This is a genomic window from Pseudoalteromonas sp. Xi13, assembly GCF_003952205.1.
Taxonomy (GTDB): domain Bacteria; phylum Pseudomonadota; class Gammaproteobacteria; order Enterobacterales; family Alteromonadaceae; genus Pseudoalteromonas; species Pseudoalteromonas atlantica.
Window position 1 is genome coordinate 2231733 of the sequence record NZ_CP034439.1, and the last position, 18060, is coordinate 2249792.

Sequence of the window (18060 nt, forward strand, 5' to 3'; positions counted from 1 at the left end):
CCCGAATTTTGTTACCCTTGTTAGCCAGTATTGTTGCTATTACGCCGCTGGCTATAGACATGTACTTACCGGCCATGTTGGTTATTGCGAACGATTTACAAACCACTATGCCAAATGTACAAATTTCGCTAAGTATTTATTTGGCTGGCTACTCGCTAGGCATGTTATTTTTTGGCCCCATTGCCGATCAACTCGGTCGACGAAAACTAGCCCGTATTGGCTTAACCTTATTTGGTGCAAGCTCATTTGCGCTGGCTTTTACCACCGAAATACACACCTTTTGGGTACTTAGAGCCGTGCAAGCATTCACCGGCGCGGCAGCCACGGTGGTTGTGCCTGGCGTAATTAGGCATATTTATCAAAAAAACACCGCTAAAGGCATGTCGTATGTATCTATGATTATGATGGTAGCGCCTTTAGTTGCCCCCTCTGTGGGCTCGTTTATTTTAGGGTTCTCGGTATGGTCAACCATATTTTTGGTTCTTGCTGCCTATAGCTTTTTAATTTTAGCGTTTGTACAAGTGTATTTAATTGATATCCCCATTCATAAAAATGAGAAAAAAGGCCTAGCCTTGTTTTTCGACAGCTATAAAACGGTACTTAGTAATAAAGATGCACGTGCAGACATATTAAGCTCTATGTTTGTCTCGTTTGGCTTTTTTTGCTTTTTACCTCAGTGCCTTTTGTATACCTAGATTTATATAATGTATCTGAGCAATTATTTGGTATTTTATTCGCATTTAATGTCATGGCACTTATGTGTGGTAACTTTTTAAATACCCGAATTGTACCAAGAATTGGCTCTCGAAAAATGCTGTACATAGGGCTTGTATGTGGCTTTGCCTCTGGGCTGGCACTGCTTACGTTTAGCTTGTTGCAGCTTTCTTTATATTACATTGTAGCGGCCATTGCGCCTTTAATGATGAGCCTAGGGGTAACGGCGAGTAATGCTGATTCATTAATATTAATGAAGTTTGAAAAAAACACCGGTACCGCCACCGCTGTTATTGGAACGCTGCGCTTTGGCAGTGGCGCGCTCGTTGGCCCATTGCTTGCGGTGGTGCATGCAAAAAGTGCTGTGCCGTTTTCAAGCTTAATGTTTAGCGCCGTGCTATTAACTATGCTGGTGCAGTTAATCCACTATAAAATAGACAAAAAAAATGCCTCATAATGAGGCATTTTTTACAAACAGTGACTAATTAAGCGTCTGCTGCTTTAGATACCATAACCATTGCAGGGCGTAATAAACGGCCATTTAATGTGTATCCTTTTTGCATTACTGCAAGTACCGTGTTTGGTGAAACATCGTTACTTGGTTGGATAGACATTGCTTGGTGGAATTCTGGATTAAATTGCTCACCTTGTGGGTTAACAATTTCAACGCCAAACTTTGCAACCGCATCGTTAAAGCTTTTAACTGTCATATCAATACCTTCAAGCAATGGCTTTAGGGTTTCGTTTTCTTTATCAGAAAACTCAATAGCACGCTCTAGGTTATCGATTACTGGAAGTAATTCGTTAGCAAACTTTTCCAGCGCAAATTTATGTGCTTTTTCTACATCTTGTGCAGCACGACGACGAATGTTATCTACATCTGCGGCGGCGCGTACAACGCTGTCTTTTTGATCCGCAATGGTTTGCTTAGCGGCTTCAAGCTCTGCGTATAGCATTGCAATTTCAGCTTCAGGGCTTTGCTCTTGGTCTGCTTCGTGTTGCTCTGCGGCTTCTACTGCTGCTTCAACATCAGCTTCCATTTGAGCTACTTCTTCGTTTAGTTCTACTTCTTGCTCTGGGTTTTGTGTCTGCTCAGACATAAAATACGTGCTCCAATTCTTTACAACTGCGGTAATTATGGGGATTGAATAAAAAGATTCAAGAGTTAGATGGCTCTAATAATTTAAATTCTTGGATTAATTGTTCAATTTGCGCCGATTTAGGGCAAATTACGCAAAAGCGGCTTTGATACTCTTGATTTTGAAAGTACGGCACACTAATTACTATCAGCTCATTGCACTCTGTAAACGGTAAGTTTTCAGTGTTTAAAACTGATACCCCGTTTTTAAATGCGAGTTTATCTTCGACAAAATTTAAAAATGAAACGCCAATATTTAAGCTTTGTTCGCAATCGACCTTTTTATATAAATAGTTTTCGCCTACTACAATACTGTTATCTGATCCAAGCTTATGACTAAGCTGGCGCGTCCACTGTGTCAGTGAGTCATGGCAATTACGCGGTGCGGTGTTTGCCATTGCTTGCATTCTGTACAAACCTTCCATTAAGGTTTGTTGGCTAAATACTGTGTTTAACCAAGTTGCAAATTGATAACGCACGGCATCTGAGGAATCATCAGGTTTGTTGATACAAATATTGTGGCTTTGCCCTGCTCTATCTATTAGCAGTACAAGCCAATCGTTAGAATCAAACTCAAGTACTTCTACTCTAAACACTTGTTGCGAGCTTGCTTGAGGTAAGCCTACACAACAACATACTTGATACTTTTTACTTAATCCATGGGCCAGCTCCACAAGTTGTGCTTGTTTTGGCTGCCAATAATTAGCTATTTCAGCTAACGGAAAAAACTCATCAAACCAATAATCAAACCCTTGGTTTGTAGGCACACGCCCTGCCGAAGTATGAGGGGAATATAACAAGCCTACTTTTTCAAGTCGCGCCATAGCATTTCGTACCGTGGCAGAACAAACCGCCATGCCTTTTTGCTTCGCTATTTTTGTTGATGGAACGGGCAACCCTTCACCATTACAATAAAGGCTCATCACTGCTGAAAAAATTTGTTGATCTCGCGGGTTTATATTCATGTTATCTACATCTTGTTGCATGAAAGAGATATCGGGGCAGTTAAAACAAATTCAAGCCTAAAGCACGCTTTAAGTGAATATGTTGTTGCATGCATTACAATAAAACACTGCTGCAACTATTTTTAAGCATTAAATACAAAAATTAAAGGGGTAATTTAATCTGTTGAGCCAATAATCAGCTCTTAGGTGAGCTTGGCAATATACAGGCGTAATTGAATCATTATCATATTGGTAAATCTGTGTTTTCAAACACTTCTGTTTTGAGTTACCCTACAAAAATATTATTACTTTTTATTGCAGCCGTTATGCACTCACCGTTTAAAACTATTGGCCTTATAGGTAAACCAAACCACCCTAAAGCTGCGGCTACGTTACAGCGTTTACATACTTTTTTATCGGCTCTTGGCTTTACCGTGATTGTAGAAAAGCGCACCGGTGGGCAGTTATCGGATGTCCCTGATACTCATCAAGTTGACCTTGTTAGCTTAGGCGAGCAAGCCGACCTTGCTATTGTTGTAGGGGGTGATGGCAATATGCTTGGTGCTGCTCGCGTACTGGCACGCTTTGACGTAGCTGTAATAGGCGTAAACAGAGGTAATTTAGGGTTTTTAACCGATTTAAACCCAGAGGGCTTTGAAGGTAGCCTAGAGCAAGTGTTAAGCGGCGAATATTTAGAAGAAAAACGCTTTTTGCTCGAGGTGGAAGTATACCGCCATAACGAACTTAAAAGTGCGAATTCAGCCGTTAACGAAGCGGTGCTACACGCCGACAAAGTTGCCCACATGATCGAGTTTGAAGCTTTTATTAATAATGATTTTGTGTTTTCTCAGCGCTCTGATGGCTTAATTGTATCAACCCCTACCGGCTCTACAGCTTATTCTTTATCGGGTGGCGGGCCCATTTTAACACCTGAGCTTAATGCAATTTCGTTAGTGCCTATGTTTCCGCATACATTATCAAGCAGACCCTTAGTGGTTGATGCCGATAACGAGGTACGCTTAAAGTTAAGCCTTGAGAACACTGACAGCTTACAAGTCAGTTGCGACAGCCATGTAGTGCTTGCCGTTTTACCCGGCGATGAAGTGGTTATTAAAAAAGCCGACAGAAAACTGCGCTTAATTCACCCAAAAAACTACTCTTACTACAACGTTTTACGTACTAAACTTAATTGGGGCAGCCGTTTATACTAATTTTATTGCCAAGCGTAGTGCTTTAGCGCAAAATACAAGACAAATAAAAATTAATCAAACTAGGAATATCTAGCAATGACTTATGTTGTTATCTTTGCTCTGTTATTACTTATCACTTTGCTTGGCGCTTATATTAGAGTTGAAAACAATAGAAAAAAAGCGTTAGAAACCAAGAAAAAACAATTTAACGAACGTATTGCCCAAGTAAACACTCGCCTCAAAACCAAGCTAAACAATTTATTAGAAGCCAAAATAATAAGACCTAAGTATGTAGCGCAAATTCAGGCAATTGTGGCCAATTTTTTTGTGGTTCAGCCCCATACTGATGAAAACCTGCAACATTTAGAAGATATTAGCGACAGCTTAGTGAGCACGCTTTCGATTGAGCTTCAAAAAGCACTGCAAAGTGAAAACGCCCAAGCGCTTCAAGATAATATACAGTACTTTGTGAGTGAGTTACCCCAGCAAGGCATACTATATAATAAAGCGTTTTATCATGAAATTTTACCCTCATTGATTGTACAAATTAAAACTGACATACCTGAAAACCCAAGCGAAAGCATTGAAAATACTGACGAAACCCCTTCTGATGAAAGTACTGACTCTGATAGTCAGTTTTCTCAAAATGCGAGTGTTGCTTAAAAAGTAAAAAATTAATTTGCAAAAAACCTAAACACTGTATAAATTAACAGTTAATTCACTGGATGGATGAACAGTATGTTAATTGGTTTAGAAATTAAAAATTTTGCAATTGTAAGTAACTTAAGCACTGAGTGGCATAACGGCATGACGGCGATCACGGGTGAAACCGGCGCGGGTAAATCGATTGCCATAGATGCACTTTCACTGTGTTTAGGCGAGCGCGCTGAAGCGTCGGCGGTTCGCCCTGGCACAGATAAAGCAGAAGTGTGCGCACAATTTGATTTAACTGCCCTTCCTCTTGCTAAAGCATTTTTAGAACAACACATGCTAACGAGTAACGACAACGAATGCCTACTTAGACGCGTTGTATGTAAAAATGGCCGTAGCAAAAGCTATATTAATGGCAGCGCTGTTACAGCAGCTCAACTTAAAGAGCTGGGACAGTATTTAATTTCTATACACGGACAGCACGCTCATCAGCACCTTTTAAAAGCTGAACACCAGCTGCAACTGCTAGATGCCTACGCAGGCCATAACCAGCTTGTAAAAGCGGTTAGCCAAAGCTTTAAATTATATGCAAACCTGCAAAAAGAATTTAAACAGCTTGAGCAACAGCAATTACAACAAGCTGCTCAAAAACAATTACTCGAATACCAAGTTGCCGAATTAGATGAGTTTGCCTTACAAGACGGCGAGTTTGAACAAATAGAAGCCGAACATTACAAGCTGAGTAATAGCCAAACCATTTTAGAAGCCTGCCAGCGCGAACTTCAACATTTATACGAAAGTGATGAGCAAAATGCCTGTTCAATGCTGCAACACAGCGCTCAGCAATTTGCCGAGCTTGCAAATTATGACGAAAGCTTAGCAAGTGTAGCAGCATTATTAGATGAAGCCGCAGTGCAAGTTGAAGAAGCAAGCAGAGAAGTAAGAAACTACGCAGAGCAAGCCGACTTAGACCCTGCTCGATTAACAGAAGTAGAAGCGCGCTTAAGTGGCGCGATGGACTTAGCCCGTAAGCATCATATAAAGCCTCAAGAGCTGGTTGAGTTTCATCTAGGTTTAACACAAGAGCTAGAGTCAATTAGTAACAATAGCTCACGTTTGGCGCAATTAGACGATGAAATAAGTAATGCGCTAAGTGCATACCAGCACGCCAGTGATCAGCTAAGCGAAAGTCGCCATAAATATGCTAATACATTAAATCAATTAATTAGTGAAAGCATGGCTAATTTATCGATGGAAAATGGGGTCTTTGAAATTCAGCTTACCCAAGAAGCTGAGCGCCAACCCAATGCATTAGGTTTTGATAGCGTCTCGTTTTTGGTCTCTACTAACCCAGGGCAGCCATTGCAACCTTTAGCTAAAGTTGCCTCGGGTGGTGAGCTGTCGCGTATTAGCCTTGCCATACAGGTGATCATTGCCCAAAAAGTGACAACACCAACGCTTATTTTTGACGAAGTGGATGTAGGTATATCAGGTCCTACCGCCTCCTCTGTAGGGAAGTTATTACGCCAACTAGGAAAATCAACACAGGTTATTTGTGTAACCCATTTACCCCAGGTTGCAAGTAGTGCGCATCAGCAGTTTTTTGTAGCAAAAGAAATAGCACAAGGCGAGACCTTTACTCAAATGCTCAGCCTAAATAAAGATGGCCGTATTAATGAAATTGCACGCTTACTTGGTGGCGATAATATAAGTAAAACCGCTAAAGCAAATGCTAAAGAGCTTATTATGGCGCACGCCTAAGTTATACTTTTGCTACAACAGTGGAGAGACGTTTTAAATGCAAAGCATGCTGATAAATTTTTGCCATGTTACTGGGTGGCTACTTGTTGTTTTAAGCTTTTTACTTATCGGGTTTAGTAAGTTTAAGCACGCAGAATTTAAGCTAAAACTCTTTAGCTTTTTAAAACTTATATTGGTTTATCAAGTAACGGTAAGTGTTTGGCAGTGGTTTATTATTGGCAACATAGTGGCTAATAATCAATGGTTACTTTTATTAGCACAGATACTGTGCAGTGCAATGTGCTATTTAAGTTTACAGCGGCGAAAAAGTAAAAGCCGCCCCAACCTTGATAGTTTTTCTATGGATTAACTAACACAAGCGTTAAGAGCAAGTTCTATTTTTACCTTGCTCTTTTGCTTTGTATAATCGTTCGTCGGCCAGCTTTATGTCTTGGGCTATGGTTGTATCTAACTGGCTTTGCACAAGCCCCATACTTATAGTTAATACCACCGATTTTCCATTCATGCGCACTGGATTTTTTTGTAATTCTGCATGAATTTTTTCTGCAATACTTTGCCCCTGATCTTTGTCGCTGTTTGGTAGTGCAATTAAAAACTCTTCACCGCCCCACCGAGATGCAATACCTTGCTTTGGCATGCTCTTTTTTAAAATATTGGCAAGTTGGGTTAACGCTTCATCACCAAAGTCGTGGCCGTAGTTATCATTAATGTTTTTGAAATTATCAACATCAGCTAGCAAAATTACATACGGCTGCTTAGTTTTTTTATGAAGATGTTTAAGCTCAGCAAGTTCTTTCATCATAAAACGTCTGTTAGGTAAATCAGTTAAGTGATCTATTGTGGCAAGGCGCTCATTTTTTTGACTCAGCGCGACTATTTTCTCATTGTATTTTTCGCGTGAGCGCTCATAAAAACCACTTAATAAAGCAACAATAATAAAAGATATGACCACCCTTAGTGGAAGTGCTTCAGGCTGATAATCATAAATATTAAAGTTATCTGTAATAATAAAGCCGGCGATCACGGCAAATAAAAAGGCAACAATATCAAATGTTCCTTTTTTAAGGCCTCTAATAGAGTAAGTCACCGGTGATACAATAAATATCCAAATTGGCCCAGTACCTTCAGCTCCGCCCGAGATCACTAAGTACAGCATTAAACAGTAAAGGTTATATAAAATGGTGGTCGCTGATTTTTCGACTGCGCGGTAAAGACTAAAAGCCCACGCATAAAAACCAGCTGAAACTAGCAGCATAATACCAAGCACTACATCAGCATTAGACAATGCATTACACGCCATAGCGAAGGTAGCTATAAATCCGATGGTCGAAAAAAAGCGAACAATTAGCTTTCTTTCTCTGTTGTCTGAGTATGCATTCATATTATTATTTTTTATTTGCAAGCGAGCTTTAAAAGCTCATTTTCCGAGGATTTAAAAAAAGAAGTTAGCAGCAAGTTTGTACTGAAATAGTACTTTAAGCAAGATTTACACGTTAATTATTGGTTAATGACAATTTTTTAATACTTTTTCATTTGAAAAAAAGCAAAAAAAAGCAAGCCAGTTGGCTTGCCTTTATTATATTTAAAACTTAACGAGATAATTAAACCTCTAAATAATCCATAATACCTTCAGCAGCGTTACGCCCTTCAAAAATAGCCGTTACCACTAAATCAGAGCCTCGCACTATATCGCCACCTGCAAATATTTTCGGATTAGTTGTTTGATGAGTAAATTCACCTTGCTCTGGTGCGTTAATGCCGCCCCAGTGGTTAATTTCTACATCATACTTTTCTAACCAGTCCATTTTGTGTGGTTTAAAGCCAAACGCCATAATAACCTGGTCTGCCTCAAGTACGTGCTCAGAGCCTGGTATAACTTCTGCTCGGCTACGGCCGTTTTCATCAGGCTCACCCAGTTGCGTTTTAACCATTTTAACGCCTGCAACATGGCCATTATCATCAAGTACAATACCCGTTGGCTGTACATTAAAGGTAAAGTTTACACCTTCTTCTTTAGCGTTTTTAACTTCACGCTTAGAGCCAGGCATATTTTCTTCATCACGACGATAAGCACAAGTTACTTTAGCTGCATTTTGGCGAATAGACGTTCGCACACAGTCCATCGCGGTATCACCACCGCCAAGTACCACAACCTTTTGATTGGCCATATCAATGCACGCTTGGTTTTTTTCATCGTAACCCATAACGCGATTTGTGTTACCAATTAAAAATGGCAGTGCGTCGTGTACGCCTGGCGCGTCTTCGTTTTCAAGACCAGCACGCATACTCTGATACGTACCTACACCTAAAAATACCGCGTCGTAGTCAGCTAAAATTTCGTCCATAGTGATATCTACACCCACTTCAACGTTTAGCTTAAATTCCACACCCATTTCGGTGAAAATTTCACGGCGCTTTTGCATTACTTCTTTTTCAAGTTTAAAAGAAGGGATACCAAAAGTAAGTAATCCACCAATTTCTGGGTGACGGTCAAAAACCACTGGCTTTACACCGTTACGCACTAAAATATCTGCGCACCCTAAACCAGCCGGACCCGCACCAATAATAGCTACTTTTTTATCCGTCCATGTCACGTATGACATGTCTGGTTTCCAGCCCATTTTAAATGCGGTATCGGTAATGTATTTTTCAATATTACCTATCGTTACTGCGCCAAACTCTTCATCAAGCGTACATGAACCTTCACACAGTCTGTCTTGTGGACAAACGCGTCCACACACTTCAGGTAAACTGTTTGTACGATGAGAAAGCTCAGCCGCTTCTAAAATACGGCCAGTTCTAATTAGTTTTAACCATTGTGGAATGTAGTTATGCACTGGACATTTCCATTCACAGTAAGGGTTACCACAGTCTAAACAACGGTCAGCTTGTGAATTTACCTGATTCTCAGAAAAGGGTTCGTAAATTTCCACGAAAGATTTTTTACGCGACGAGATTGGTTTTTTGCGCGGATCAACACGCTGCACGTCTATAAATTGATATACATTTTCGCTCATACTGCCCCCTTATTGCGCTTGAACACGAAGTTCTGCGCTACTGCGAGCGCGGTGCCCGAGTAAACTTTTTACATCACTTGATTTTGGTTTAACTAGTTTGAACATAGGTAAGTACAGTTCAAAATTAGCTAAAATGGTTTCTGCTCGACATGAACCCGTAAGCTCTAAATGCTCGGCAATTAGGCCACGCAAATGCTCTTGGTGCGAACTTAAATCATCAAGTGTTACTACTTCTACAAGCTCTGGATTAATGCGTTTTTCAAAGTCACTTCGCTCATCTAAAATATAAGCAAAACCACCTGTCATACCCGCACCAAAGTTAACGCCTACATTACCTAGCACGCATACAACGCCGCCAGTCATGTATTCACAGCCGTTATCACCTACGCCTTCAACAACGGCTTGCACGCCAGAGTTACGTACTGCAAAACGCTCACCAGCACAGCCTGCGGCAAATAACTTACCACCCGTAGCACCGTACAAACATGTGTTACCAGCAATAGTCGCTTTATGACTTTCAAACGATGATCCCAGTGGTGGCCGTATAACAAGCTTACCACCAGCCATGCCTTTACCCACGTAGTCGTTTGCATCGCCAATAAGGGTCATTTCAAGGCCACCGGCATTCCAAACACCAAATGATTGCCCTGCTGTACCATGTAGCTCAATAGATACTGGATCTGCTGCCATACCTTGATTGCCGTGCTTAGAGGCTATGTAACCCGACAGCATTGCGCCCACTGAACGGTCTGTATTACATATGCGGCTTACTAGCGAAATACCCGAAGAGGTATCAATCGCTTGTTGCGCTTTACCTAGTAACGTTTCGTTAAGTTCGCCTAAATAGTGCGAGCTATTTGGTGCGCTACAAAATAAGGTTTCGCCCGTTGGGTTATTTGGCTGAGCAATTACAGACGATAAATCTATTTTCTTTTGCTTCGCTGTTTTACCTTCAATCGCTTCTAATAAGTCTAAACGGCCAATTAAGTCAGTTAGATTAGCAATACCTAAGCTTGCCATAATTTCACGTGCTTCTTGGGCTATAAACTTAAAGTAGTTCATCGCCATTTCTGGTAAGCCGTGGTAATGCTTTTGACGAAGTGTTTCATCTTGCGTTGCAACACCGGTCGCACAGTTATTTAAATGACAAATACGTAAGTATTTACAACCCAGCGCCACCATTGGGCCCGTACCAAAGCCAAAGCTCTCTGCACCTAAAATAGCGGCTTTAATGATATCTAAACCTGTTTTTAAACCACCATCTGTTTGCAGGCGAATACGGTGACGAAGACCATTTTCAACAAGCGCTTGCTGGGTTTCTGCAAGGCCAAGCTCCCACGGGCTACCCGCGTATTTAACTGACGTTAATGGGCTTGCCCCTGTACCACCATCGTAACCTGAGATAGTAATTAAGTCGGCGTACGCTTTAGCTACACCTGTGGCAATTGTGCCTACACCCGGCTCAGATACTAACTTCACCGATATCATCGCTTCTGGGTTTACTTGTTTTAAATCGAATATTAGCTGGGCTAAATCTTCAATTGAGTAAATATCGTGATGCGGTGGTGGTGAAATTAATGTTACACCGGGTACCGAATAACGAAGTTTTGCAATATACGGCGTTACTTTTTCGCCTGGTAATTGCCCGCCTTCGCCAGGTTTAGCACCCTGCGCCACTTTAATTTGAATTACATCCGCATTACGAAGGTAGTGCGGCGTTACACCAAAACGACCCGAGGCAACTTGTTTAATACGTGAATTTTTCTCGGTGTTGTAGCGCAGCTTATCTTCGCCGCCTTCACCAGAATTTGAACACCCGCCTAAGCGGTTCATTGCAATGGCAAGCGCTTCATGCGCCTCAGGCGAAAGTGCACCAATACTCATAGCTGCAGAGTCAAAGCGCTGGTATAAAAATTCAGCCGGCTCAACATCATCAATGCTAATGCCTTTTTCAGGTAATTTAAGCGCTAACATATCGCGCAGCGTTGCAATAGGACGGTTATTAACTAAATCAGCATAGGCTGCGTAGTCTTTATAATCGCCTGAACGTACGGCCTTTTGTAGCGTTTGAATAACATCTGGGTTGTAAGCGTGGTATTCACCACCGTGAACGTATTTTAATAAACCGCCATGGCTCAGTAATTTACGCTTACTAAAAGCAAGTTTATGTAGTTTTTGCTGATCAATATCAAAATCGCTAAAACAGGCGCCTTTAATACGACTTGCCACACCTTTAAAGCACATGTCTACCATAGCATCAGATAGACCAACCGCTTCAAAAAGCATTGAACAACGGTACGATGCAATTGTGCTTATGCCCATCTTAGACATAATTTTGTACAAGCCTTTATTAATGGCTTTTCGGTACGAAAGCGTCACTTCGCAGTACGATTTATCAATCACTTTACTGTCGCTCATCGCAACCAGTGACTCGTATGCAAGGTATGGGTAAATTGCGGTTGCACCAAAACCAAGTAATACGGCAAATTGGTGTGCATCGCGTACGCTACCCGTTTCAATAATAATATTAGACTCACAACGTAAGTTATTATCTACTAGACGTTTTTGTACAGCACCTACCGCCATAGCAGCAGGAATTGGTAATTCGGTTTCGCTAAAGTTACGGTCAGATAAAATAAGCATTACACAGCCGGCTGCTGCTTTTTCTTGTGCAGCGTCGCAAATACGTGCAACCGCTTTTTCTAAACCTTCCTCTGCTGTGTATGTAATATCAATTTTACAGTAGCTGTAATGCTCGTCATCGGCATTTAGTAGCTGCTGCATGTCTGCATACATTAAAATTGGCGTATCAAACTGTAGGCGCTTAGCGTGGCCTGTGGTTTCATTAAATACATTTTGCTCACTACCAATACACGTTGCCAGTGACATTACGTGGTTTTCACGCAGCGGGTCTATTGGCGGGTTAGTCACTTGTGCAAACTTTTGGCGGAAGTAATCGTACAATGAACGATGCCCTTCGCTAAGTACTGCAAATGGCGTGTCATCACCCATAGAGCCTGTTGCTTCTTGGCCGTTTTCACCCATTACGCGAATAACACTATCGAGCTCTTCGTTAGTGTAACCAAACATTTTTTGGTATTTAACAAGTGTTTCGTCATCAAATGAGCGATTACCCGCATCTTGCTCGGTAAGCTCTTCAAACGGGGTTAAACGTTTAACGTTTTCTTCAAGCCATGACTTATAAGGATGACGCGATTTTAAATCTTGGTCGATTTCGTCTGAGTGCCAAATTTTGCCTAATTTAGTATCAATTACTAAAAGCTCACCTGGTCCTACACGGCCTTTTTCGACCACTTCATCTGCAGTGTAATCCCAAATCCCTACCTCAGAGGCAAGTGTAATAAAGCCATCTTGAGTAATAACATAGCGCGCTGGACGCAGGCCATTTCTGTCAAGGTTACAGGCTGCAAAACGCCCATCAGACATAACAATGCCCGCAGGGCCATCCCACGGTTCCATGTGCATAGAGTTAAAGTCGTAAAATGCGCGTAAGTCATCATCCATAGCACGGTTCTTCTGCCATGCAGGTGGCACAAGCATACGCATAGCACGGAATAAATCCATGCCACCTGCTAAAAACAGCTCCAGCATGTTATCTAAGCTTGAAGAGTCAGAGCCGGTTTCGTTTACAAACGGCGCTGCACTTTGTAAATCAGGAATAAGTGGCGATGAAAACTTATACGAACGTGCACGAGCCCATTGGCGGTTACCTTCAATGGTATTAATTTCACCATTATGCGCTAAATACCTAAACGGTTGTGCTAAAGGCCAACGGGGCTGAGTATTAGTAGAAAAACGCTGATGGAATACACAAATAGCGCTGGTCATACGAATATCAGCTAAGTCTAAATAAAAGTTAGGTAAATCTGCAGGCATCATAAGGCCTTTGTAGATAGTCACTAACCCCGATAAACTCGCAATATAAAACGACTCATCCTCTGCTAAACGCTTTTCTGCACGGCGACGTGCTACATATAAACGTCGCTCTAAATCTTTAGAACGCCATCCTTCAGGCGCACTAACAAAAATTTGCTCAAAACCAGGTAATTGCTGTGTAGCAATTGGCCCTAGCATTGAAGGGTCAGTAGGCACTTCACGCCAACCGAGTATTTTAAGTGTTTCTTGTTCTAATTCTTCACATAAAACCTGTTTTGCAGCTTGTGCTAAAACGGGATCTGAATTTAAGAAAACCATGCCTACGGCGTAATTTTTACCTAAGTGCCAATTATGCTCACTCGCAATAGCACGGAAAAAACTGTCAGGTTTTTGTAGTAATAAACCACAGCCGTCACCTGTTTTACCATCGGCAGAAATACCACCGCGGTGCTGCATGCGATCAAGTCCAGTAATAGCTGTACGAATAAGCCGATGACTAGCTTGACCATTTACTTGGGCTATTAAGCCAAAGCCACAATTATCTTTTTCTAATGTTGAGTCGTATAACATAGACCCCTCCCTTGCTGCACTGTTAACGTGAATGAACTGCTCGACGATTTGCTAACAGACGCACAAAACTAGCCTCTATAGTAAATAGAGTCAATATTATTTTGAATACATATTCACATTCTTGAATATTTCTCACTTCAAGGCAAGATTTCTTTTTTACCCATAAGTTTTAACATTTAGCGCTTATTTGCGCGTTATTTTTTCATGACACTGGTGTCAATTTTAACATTTTGTAAAAACAAAGGCGTTAAAGCAATGCCCTTTACGTAAACGTAAAGCACCAAAGCAATGAATAAGTATTCACTAATTTCCCACAGGTTCAGTTAACATTTAGATAGTTTAATGCGTTTTAAATAAATTAGAGGTTTAGGATCACGCTTTTTTAGCGTTCATTAGTATAGTTATTAATTGTGGTGTCGTTTTTAGTGCAGATGTAGTGAATTTTTATTTAATACCAATTCGCTTGATTGAGCGAACTATTGTAAGGCTGGAAAAACGTGTTGATAGCTGGGCAAAAAACTCGCTATTTGGTTGTTCTAAAAAAGAATTATTTAACGCAGATAGCGACACATTTAGCCCCGTAAATTGATTACGTCTTATTGCGCATTGATATAAAACTCATATTTTAATTAAAATTCGCGCTTATATAAGTAGCTTTGTTGCTTACTTATCCTGACTAGGAGCACCTAAACGAGGAACGAGGGCTGAGTTTGCTAACTATTGAGCACAAATTAATGGTTATAATCACCCACTGATGGACTGATCAAGAGATTAAGACGTAATAAAGTTATATATAGGCACAAAAAAGCCACGTAAAACGTGGCTTTAATAATCTAGCAAAGTAGCAATTACTCTGCGTCAGCTTCTTTATACTTAGCTGCTGTTTCAGTGATCAGTGGCTGTAATTCACCACGTTGAAACATTTCAATGATAATGTCACAACCACCTACTAATTCGCCCTCAACCCAAAGCTGTGGGAAAGTAGGCCAATTTGCGTATGCTGGTAACTCAGCGCGAATATCTGGATTAAGTAAAATATCAACATAGGCAAATGGTTCGCCACATGACATTAGAGCTTGTGACGCTTGTGAAGAAAAACCACAATTTGGTAATTTAGGCGACCCTTTCATGTAAAGGATAATTGGGTTTTCTGAAATCTGCTGTTTAATTTTATCAATGGTTTCCATCTACAACCTCAAAATGACGATAGCTTGATATACCTAGGGCTTGAAAATAAATCATTGTGGCCACAGATATATAACTTAAAATGGGCAAATAAAGCCGCAATTGAAATAGTCTTTAGCAATAGCATTGCTGTTTGCTTAAACTTGAGTAAAATACTCAACAATTATAGTAACACTATATTTTCGTTTGGTATAGGTAAGTGCTCTGTTCTATCAGGCATTACGTACTATCAAGCGAGTTATCAACCAAAAGAAGATGGAGATAAAAAAATGGCATTTGAACTACCGTCACTACCATATGCAATTGATGCACTTGAGCCTCATATTTCACAAGAAACTCTTGAGTATCACCACGGTAAGCACCACAACACTTACGTTGTTAAATTAAACGGTTTAATTCCAGGTACTGAATTTGAAAATAAATCTTTAGAAGAGATTGTTTGTTCATCTGAAGGTGGCGTATTTAACAACGCTGCACAAATTTGGAACCACACTTTCTACTGGAACTGTCTATCTCCAAATGGCGGCGGCGAGCCAACAGGTGCTATCGCTGACGCTATTAACGCTAAATGGGGCTCTTTTGACGCGTTTAAAGATGCATTAAACGACAAAGCGGTTAATAACTTTGGTTCTAGCTGGACATGGTTAGTTAAACTAGCTGACGGTTCATTAGATATCGTAAACACGTCTAACGCAGCAACGCCGCTTACAGACGAAGGTGTTACACCAATCCTAACTGTGGATTTATGGGAACACGCTTACTACATTGATTACCGTAACGTTCGTCCTGATTACCTTAAAGGTTTTTGGGCGCTTGTTAACTGGGAATTCGCGAACGCTAACTTCGCTTAATTAGCTATTATACGCTGATTTAAAAGGACGCCTCGGCGTCTTTTTTTATGCCTATATAAAATTAAAATCGCCTTTATACGCGCTAAATTGCTAATTTAGCCACATGATCTTTTTTCACTTAAATTTTTAATTTTATTGCACAAAAATATCAATCTCTGACTAAACTTTAAAAAGTAAGCACCTTTTTAAAGCGGGTTTCGGAGGTTATTATGACTATTTTTGAGCACTACCAAGCACGATACGAAGCAGCACAAGAAGAAGAATACAGCATTAGCGAATTTCTAGAAATTTGTAAAAATGACAAATCAGCTTATGCCAGCGCCCCTGAGCGTTTACTTATGGCAATAGGCGAGCCGCAAATGGTTGATACTGCAACCGATGCACGTTTAAGCCGGTTATTTTCTAATAGAGTGGTTGCACGCTACCCTGCCTTTGCAGACTTTTACGGCATGGAAGATGCCATAGAACAAATTGTCTCCTATCTAAAGCATGCGGCTCAAGGCCTAGAAGAATGCAAACAAGTCCTTTATTTACTCGGCCCAGTTGGGGGAGGTAAATCTTCAATTGCAGAAAAACTAAAATATTTAATGCAGCAAGTGCCTATCTATTCAATTAAAGGCTCTCCGGTAAACGATCACCCTCTCAGTTTGTTTGACCCAGTAGAAGATGCCAACGTTCTCGAAAAAGAATACGGTATTAAACCACGTTATTTAAAAACGATTATGTCGCCATGGGCTGGTAAACGATTAAAAGAATTTAACGGCGATATTAGCCAATTTAGAGTCGTCAAACGCTACCCCTCTATTTTAAATCAAATAGGTATAGCCAAAACCGAACCCGGTGATGAAAATAATCAAGATATTTCTGCATTGGTGGGCAAAGTAGATATTCGCCAGCTTGAGCATTTTGCACAAAACGACCCCGATGCCTACGCTTACTCAGGCTCTTTATGTTTAGCCAACCAAGGTTTAATGGAGTTTGTAGAAATGTTTAAAGCCCCTATCAAGGTGCTGCATCCACTCCTTACCGCAACGCAAGAGGGTAACTACAACGGTACCGAAGGTATTAGCGCTCTGCCCTTTAACGGCATGATTTTAGCCCACTCAAATGAGTCAGAATGGCAAACATTTAAAAATAATAAAAACAATGAAGCGTTTTTAGATCGTGTTTATATTGTAAAGGTCCCTTATTGCCTGCGTGTGACCGAAGAAATAAAAATCTACGACAAACTTATTCAACATAGTGAACTTGCCAGTGCACCGTGTGCACCAGGTACGCTTAAAGCGTTAGCGCAATTTACTACCTTATCTCGATTAAAAGAGCCAGAAAACTCTAGTATTTACTCAAAAATGCGGGTCTATGATGGTGAAACCCTAAAAGATACCGACCCTAAAGCAAAGTCTTATCAGGAGTATCGAGATTACGCAGGGGTAGATGAAGGCATGACCGGCCTTTCCACTCGTTTTGCTTTTAAGATTTTGTCGCGCGTATTTAATTTTGATACCACCGAGGTTGCAGCTAATCCGGTGCATTTATTTTATGTTTTGGAGCAACAAATAGAGCGTGAACAATTTAGCGCCGAAGTAGAAGAGCGCTATTTAAGTTTTTTAAAAGGCTATTTAATTCCGCAATATGTTGAGTTTATTGGTAAAGAACTACAAACCGCGTATTTAGAGTCATACTCTGAATATGGCCAAAATATTTTTGACCGCTATGTGATTTATGCTGATTTTTGGATACAAGATCAAGAATACAGAGACCCAGATACAGGACAGTTATTTGACCGCGCCTCGTTAAATGCAGAACTTGAAAAAATAGAAAAACCCGCCGGCATTTCTAATCCCAAAGATTTTAGGAACGAAATAGTTAACTTTGTATTACGTGCACGCGCTCACAATAATGGTAAAAACCCGTTATGGACAAGCTACGAAAAACTACGCACTGTGATTGAGAAAAAAATGTTCTCAAATACCGAAGATCTACTCCCTGTTATTTCCTTTAATACAAAAACCTCCGCTGAGGATCAACAAAAACACGAGGACTTTGTTAACCGCATGGTTGAAAAAGGCTACACGCAAAAACAAGTGCGTTTACTTTCTGAGTGGTATTTACGGGTTAGAAAATCGCAGTAACCTTCATGTA

At 40.7% G+C, this 18060-nt stretch carries 12 protein-coding genes and 1 pseudogene; 7 read left to right on the top strand and 6 right to left on the bottom strand.

Features of this window, described 5'->3' with window-relative positions; genetic code table 11:
* The first annotated feature begins 74 nt into the window (after window positions 1–74).
* Window positions 75–1171: pseudogene (locus EJ103_RS10000) on the top strand (Bcr/CflA family efflux MFS transporter).
* Window positions 1172–1199: 28 nt separating this feature from the next.
* On the opposite strand, the gene grpE reads toward EJ103_RS10000, so the two are convergent.
* Window positions 1200–1814, bottom strand: a complete 615-nt coding sequence (gene grpE, locus EJ103_RS10005; protein ID WP_024033377.1) for a nucleotide exchange factor GrpE — start codon at window positions 1812–1814, stop codon at window positions 1200–1202.
* A gap of 58 nt (window positions 1815–1872) precedes the next feature.
* Window positions 1873–2838: an HrcA family transcriptional regulator gene (locus tag EJ103_RS10010; protein WP_031289855.1), complete on the bottom strand. Its 966-nt coding sequence runs from the start codon at window positions 2836–2838 to the stop codon at window positions 1873–1875.
* A gap of 284 nt (window positions 2839–3122) precedes the next feature.
* On the opposite strand from EJ103_RS10010, the gene nadK reads away from it, so the two are divergent.
* The 4 genes from nadK to EJ103_RS10030 all read left to right on the top strand — a co-directional run bounded on the left by nadK (window position 3123) and on the right by EJ103_RS10030 (window position 6747).
* Complete coding sequence (gene nadK / locus EJ103_RS10015) at window positions 3123–4007, top strand: NAD(+) kinase (protein ID WP_004588103.1); 885 nt, start codon at window positions 3123–3125, stop codon at window positions 4005–4007.
* A gap of 75 nt (window positions 4008–4082) precedes the next feature.
* Window positions 4083–4649 (top strand): hypothetical protein, encoded by a 567-nt coding sequence (locus EJ103_RS10020; protein ID WP_126007493.1) that lies wholly within the window; start codon window positions 4083–4085, stop codon window positions 4647–4649.
* 75 nt (window positions 4650–4724) lie between these two features.
* Window positions 4725–6398: a DNA repair protein RecN gene (recN, locus tag EJ103_RS10025; protein ID WP_126007495.1), complete on the top strand. Its 1674-nt coding sequence runs from the start codon at window positions 4725–4727 to the stop codon at window positions 6396–6398.
* A gap of 37 nt (window positions 6399–6435) precedes the next feature.
* Window positions 6436–6747 (top strand): hypothetical protein, encoded by a 312-nt coding sequence (locus tag EJ103_RS10030; RefSeq protein WP_004588106.1) that lies wholly within the window; start codon window positions 6436–6438, stop codon window positions 6745–6747.
* A gap of 12 nt (window positions 6748–6759) precedes the next feature.
* On the opposite strand, the gene EJ103_RS10035 is transcribed toward EJ103_RS10030, so the two are convergent.
* The 4 genes from EJ103_RS10035 to EJ103_RS10050 all read right to left on the bottom strand — a co-directional run bounded on the left by EJ103_RS10035 (window position 6760) and on the right by EJ103_RS10050 (window position 15069).
* Window positions 6760–7779: a GGDEF domain-containing protein gene (locus EJ103_RS10035; protein WP_241232267.1), complete on the bottom strand. Its 1020-nt coding sequence runs from the start codon at window positions 7777–7779 to the stop codon at window positions 6760–6762.
* A gap of 220 nt (window positions 7780–7999) precedes the next feature.
* Window positions 8000–9415 carry an FAD-dependent oxidoreductase gene (locus tag EJ103_RS10040; RefSeq protein ID WP_126007497.1) on the bottom strand — a complete coding sequence of 472 codons (1416 nt, stop codon included), beginning with the start codon at window positions 9413–9415 and terminating at the stop codon, window positions 8000–8002.
* A 9-nt stretch (window positions 9416–9424) separates the two neighbouring features.
* A complete protein-coding gene (gene gltB, locus EJ103_RS10045; RefSeq protein WP_126007499.1) occupies window positions 9425–13882 on the bottom strand; it encodes a glutamate synthase large subunit in 4458 nt (1485 codons plus the stop codon).
* A gap of 848 nt (window positions 13883–14730) precedes the next feature.
* Complete coding sequence (locus tag EJ103_RS10050) at window positions 14731–15069, bottom strand: Grx4 family monothiol glutaredoxin (RefSeq protein ID WP_004588110.1); 339 nt, start codon at window positions 15067–15069, stop codon at window positions 14731–14733.
* A 267-nt stretch (window positions 15070–15336) separates the two neighbouring features.
* Between EJ103_RS10050 and EJ103_RS10055 the strand changes: the two genes are divergently transcribed.
* A complete protein-coding gene (locus tag EJ103_RS10055; protein WP_004588111.1) occupies window positions 15337–15918 on the top strand; it encodes a Fe-Mn family superoxide dismutase in 582 nt (193 codons plus the stop codon).
* Window positions 15919–16127: 209 nt separating this feature from the next.
* A complete protein-coding gene (locus EJ103_RS10060) occupies window positions 16128–18050 on the top strand; it encodes a PrkA family serine protein kinase (RefSeq protein WP_004588112.1) in 1923 nt (640 codons plus the stop codon).
* Window positions 18051–18060 lie beyond the last annotated feature (10 nt).